This is a genomic window from Mesorhizobium sp. M7A.F.Ca.MR.362.00.0.0 (genome assembly GCF_004023175.1).
Taxonomy (GTDB): Bacteria; Pseudomonadota; Alphaproteobacteria; order Rhizobiales; family Rhizobiaceae; genus Mesorhizobium.
On record NZ_RZTF01000483.1, the window covers coordinates 1 to 4,286 of the forward strand.

Sequence of the window (4,286 nt, forward strand, 5' to 3'; positions counted from 1 at the left end):
GGCATCTCGAAGGCCTGCCTTTCGAGGCGTTCGATTTCCATGGCCATCTGGCAAACCGGCGCGTCGTGGGTTTTGGCCTGCGCTACGACTACGATAGGCGCCAGGTGGTCGAGGCCCCGCCGATCCCTGACTTCCTGTTGGCCCTGCGCGACCAGATCGCGGCGTTGGCAGGCAAGCCCGCCGATGCCTTCGCGCAAGTGTTGATCAATGAATACCGGCCCGGCGCCGGCATCGGCTGGCATCGAGACAAACCTCATTTCGAAGACGTTGCGGGTGTTTCGTTACTGGCGCCTTGCAGCTTCCGGCTCCGGCGGAAGAATGGCGCCAAGTGGGATCGCCGGACCATCGTCGTCGAACCAAGGTCGGCGTATCTCATGACTGGATCATCGCGCACGGAATGGGAGCACAGCATTCCGCCAGTTGACCTGCATCGATACTCGATCACCTTGCGGACATTGCGCTAACTCCGCAGGAGCATCGCGCACCTCGCCGTTCTGAGGCATCGTCAGCGCCATCACGAGTTCTTGAACGCAAACGGTTCCGGGAACCTCCCAACCACAAGTTGGTTTGGAGGACAGGTACAGCTTCAAAGGTGGAGAATGTCCATGGCCCGCGCCCGATCCGTGTTGGTGGCCGCCAGGCGTCCGTTGCATAGAACGCCGATGGCAGTCGCAAATGCATGTTTCGTCGGCACATTGCTGACCGACGTTGCCTATTGGCGAAGCGCTGAAATGATGTGGGCCGATTTTTCCGCCTGGCTGCTGCTTGCCGGCCTGCTTGTAGGCGTGCTCGCGGTTCTTGCAGCACTGGTCGATTTGTTTACCGACCGGCTTTCCGGTGAAGCCGGGCGCGTATGGCCATATCTCCTCGGCAGCCTCGTCGTGCTCGTCATATCGCTCTTCAACGCACTGGTGCACAGCCGGGATGCCTGGACCTCGGTCATGCCGACGGGGCTCATCCTGTCCGCCGCCGCCGTGATCGTTATTCTCTTGCTGAGCCTGCTGGGATGGAGTTCCGGCCGCACTCAAGTGGAGGTGGTCGAATGAATGTCTCCGCCAGATATATCCCGCGGATCGCCAGCCTCGGTCTGCTGTGCGGATCGATTTTGGTGCTGCCCGCATGCAGCGACAACGAACCGGATCCCACCGATCAGGTCGGAGCGAACCCGACGCTGCCTGAACCGATCCAGTATCTGGTGCCGCCGATGCATGTCGCGTCGGTCATCGGTTGGAAACAGGAGGAAAGGCCGACGGTCGCCAAGGGTTTGCAAATCCAGGCCTTCGCCAAGGGATTGAAGCATCCGCGCTCGCTTTACACATTGCCGAATGGTGACGTTCTGGTGGTCGAATCCGTGGCGCCGCCCGGTGCGGCGATCAAGCGGCCGAAAGACCTGGTCATGGGCTGGATCGAGTCCATGGCGACGTCGGGCGGCGGCACCGAAGGAAGCAACCGTATCACCCTGCTGCGCGATACCAACGGCGATGGTGTGCCCGATGTCCAGGAGGTTTTTCTCGATCATCTCAATTCGCCCTTTGGTGTGGCCCTGGTTGGCAACGATCTCTACGTCGCCAACACCGACGCCATCGTGCGGTACCCCTACACGTCGGGCGACACCAAGATCACCGCCCCGGGCACCGTGCTGACGCCGTTGCCCGGCGGGCCTATCGATCACCACTGGACAAAGTCTCTCGTGGCCAGCCGCGACGGGTCTCTGCTTTATGTCGGCATTGGATCCAACAGCAACATCACCGAGAACGGCATCCAGGCGGAAAAGGACCGGGCCGCCATCTGGGAAGTCGACAGGGCCACTGGCCGTTATCGTGTTTTCGCGAGCGGCCTGCGCAACCCCAACGGACTGAGCTGGGAGCCGCAGAGCGGCGCGCTGTGGGCTGTTATCAACGAGCGCGACGAGCTCGGTCCTAACCTGGTTCCCGACTACATGACCTCGGTCAAGGACGGCGCGTTCTATGGTTGGCCGTACAGCTACTATGGTCAGCATGTCGACCCGCGCGTGATGCCGCAGCGGCCGGACCTGGTCGCCAAGGCGATCCCTCCCGATTATGCCTTGAGTTCCCACGTCGCACCTCTGGGCTTGGCGTTCTACACTGGAACCAACCTGCCGGACCTGTATCGCAACGGCGCCTTTGTTGGCGAGCATGGCAGCTGGAACCGCAAGAGCTTCAACGGCTACAAGGTCGTTTTCGTGCCGTTCAAGGACGGTCATCCAGACGGCAAGCCGCAGGATGTCGTCACCGGTTTCCTCGACAAGGACAACAAGGCGCACGGGCGGCCGGTCGGTGTTGCCGTCGACAAATCGGGCGCGTTGCTGATCGCCGACGATGTCGGAAACACGGTCTGGCGCGTAACTTCCGCGAGCCAGTAGGCACCTGCATAAACGCGGATCGCTTCACCTATCTCGGTGCAAATTCCACCAACGCCTTGACGAATTCTGCCGGTGCCTCGATCGGCAGGAATTCGCCGCAGTTGGCGATCACGCGACCTTGCAGGTTCTTTGCGCCAGACAGCCTGCGTCGGAATCGCTCATCGCTGTCTGTCCTCCAGTAGTGGTCAGTGCCCCTGTGAGCCGGCTGGACCGTCACCAAGTGGGAGGAGGGGGCCATCTCGCCCCCGGCCTGTTGGTCCGCTTGGCGGAACAAGCATTCAACCCTGGCGTTAAATGCCGGGCGCTCCCGCAACGGGCGAATGGGCTGTCGCGACGTCGTCGCGGCGATTTGCAATTAGGACAATGCAGGGAGATCCAGATGCCGCTTACGGCCTTCGCACTCAATTGCTCGCTCAAAGCTTCGAACGACAGGGAAAAATCCTCCACCGATCGGTTGCTCGCCGATGTCCTGGCGGCGCTGATGCAATACGAGGTGAAGGGCGAGATCGTGCGTGCGCTCAGTCACGATATCAAGCCCGGCGTGCTCTCCGACATGGGCGAGGGCGACGATTGGCCGAAACTCAGAGAAAAAATACTGGCGGCCGACATTTTCGTACTCGGCCTCCCGATCTGGCTTGGCCAGCCCTCGAGTGTGGCCAAGCGCGTCCTGGAGCGGATGGATGCGTTTCTCGAGGAGACCGATGACAAAGGGCGCATGCCGGCAGCAGGAAAGGTGGCCTTGGTGGCCATCGTCGGCAATGAGGACGGTGCGCATCACTGCCACGCGGAATGCTTTCAGGCACTGAACGATGTTGGCTTCACCATCCCGGCCAATGGCGGGGTCTACTGGGTCGGCGAGGCCATGCAGGAGGTCAACTATGTCGATCTGCCGGCGACTCCGGAAAAAGTCTCGGGTGCGATCGAAATGGCAGCATCAAACGCCGCCCATCTCGCTGGATTGCTGAAAGACCGGGGCTACTTGGGCGTCTCGGGGTGACCTTTGTTCGCCTGACATCCTTGAACCTGGCAGCGTCGATGCGGTCTCAGTCGGGAACAGGAAGGCTTGTAGCGAGTTCATAATCACATCAGCCGGCGACCGCCGCTCCCTCTAAGGCGCGAAGCCGCAAACAGGAGAGCAAGTCATGGGTCTCGGCACAATTCTTATCATCATTCTGATCATTGCATTGCTTGGCGGTTTTAGTGGGCTTGGCGGCGGGCCATTCTACGGCACCGGCTATTACGGCGGGGGCGGCCTCGGTCTTCTGCTGCTTATAGTCATTATCCTGGTCGTGCTCGGGCGTCTCTAGCCCTCGCGATGCGGTGGCAGGGTGTATCACCTGCCGCTTGCAGTCCCTTTTGCGTGTTGCTTTGAATCCATAGCAGCCCAGCAATGGCGGTCCGCCCTCTGGAGGGCGGACCGCTGCTCGGACATATCAGGTCAAAATCAGGACGATCTTGAACGTATCCGGATCAACGATCACGATCCGGCCGTCCGCAAGCACGAAATATTCGTAACTTTCGTAAGCGGGAACGATCTTGACGATACGAGCCGGCAAACGATGCAGCCTGACCTTTTGCCGCGGAACTTCGACGCCGACGGTGATGTCAAAATCGACGTTGGACACAGGCTCGACTTTCGTCTCCCGGATGATCTGGGTGACTTGGGTTTTCTGCTCCACCGTCACGTTGTTGATGGAACCGGTCGACGTCGTATCCTGCGTCGAGGCCTTGCCCTGGGCCTGCTCGTCGGTTTGCGTCTTGGCCTTGTCCTGAGCCTGCTGGTCGGTGGTGGTGCCGGCCTTGCCTTGAGCCTGCTCGTCGGTTTGCATCTTGGCCTTGTCCTGAGCCTGCTGGTCGGTGGTGGTGCCGGCCTTGCCCTGAGCCTGCTCGTCAGTCTTCAGCT

At 60.8% G+C, this 4,286-nt stretch carries 6 protein-coding genes; 5 read left to right on the top strand and 1 reads right to left on the bottom strand.

Annotated elements, in window-relative coordinates:
• The 5 genes from EOC06_RS33490 to EOC06_RS33515 form a co-directional block, all read left to right on the top strand.
• The coding region (locus EOC06_RS33490; RefSeq protein ID WP_164898889.1) for an alpha-ketoglutarate-dependent dioxygenase AlkB at nt 1-464 on the top strand (464 nt) is incomplete at its 5' end.
• A gap of 141 nt (nt 465-605) precedes the next feature.
• On the top strand, nt 606-1,046 hold the full coding sequence (locus EOC06_RS33495) for a DUF2231 domain-containing protein (protein WP_027036450.1): 441 nt from the start codon (nt 606-608) through the stop codon (nt 1,044-1,046).
• Nucleotides 1,043-2,383: a sorbosone dehydrogenase family protein gene (locus EOC06_RS33500; RefSeq protein WP_027036451.1), complete on the top strand. Its 1,341-nt coding sequence runs from the start codon at nt 1,043-1,045 to the stop codon at nt 2,381-2,383. The genes EOC06_RS33495 and EOC06_RS33500 overlap by 4 nt, the downstream gene beginning before the upstream one ends.
• A 379-nt stretch (nt 2,384-2,762) precedes the next feature.
• Nucleotides 2,763-3,380: a flavodoxin family protein gene (locus EOC06_RS33510; RefSeq protein WP_128309807.1), complete on the top strand. Its 618-nt coding sequence runs from the start codon at nt 2,763-2,765 to the stop codon at nt 3,378-3,380.
• A 145-nt stretch (nt 3,381-3,525) separates the two neighbouring features.
• Nucleotides 3,526-3,690, top strand: coding sequence for a DUF3309 family protein (locus tag EOC06_RS33515; RefSeq protein WP_013531546.1), 165 nt, complete (start codon nt 3,526-3,528; stop codon nt 3,688-3,690).
• Nucleotides 3,691-3,816: 126 nt separating this feature from the next.
• Here EOC06_RS33515 and EOC06_RS33520 read toward each other — a convergent pair.
• A partial coding sequence (locus tag EOC06_RS33520) for a DUF1236 domain-containing protein (protein WP_128309808.1) occupies nt 3,817-4,286 on the bottom strand: 470 nt, incomplete at its 5' end.

Excerpts from the sequence above, each read along its gene's own strand:
- EOC06_RS33495 (WP_027036450.1), top strand. The coding sequence starts at position 606 with ATGGCCCGCGCCCGATCCGTGTTGGTGGCCGCCAGGCGTCCGTTGCAT.
- EOC06_RS33500 (WP_027036451.1), top strand. The coding sequence starts at position 1,043 with ATGAATGTCTCCGCCAGATATATCCCGCGGATCGCCAGCCTCGGTCTG.
- EOC06_RS33510 (WP_128309807.1), top strand. The coding sequence starts at position 2,763 with ATGCCGCTTACGGCCTTCGCACTCAATTGCTCGCTCAAAGCTTCGAAC.
- EOC06_RS33515 (WP_013531546.1), top strand. The coding sequence starts at position 3,526 with ATGGGTCTCGGCACAATTCTTATCATCATTCTGATCATTGCATTGCTT.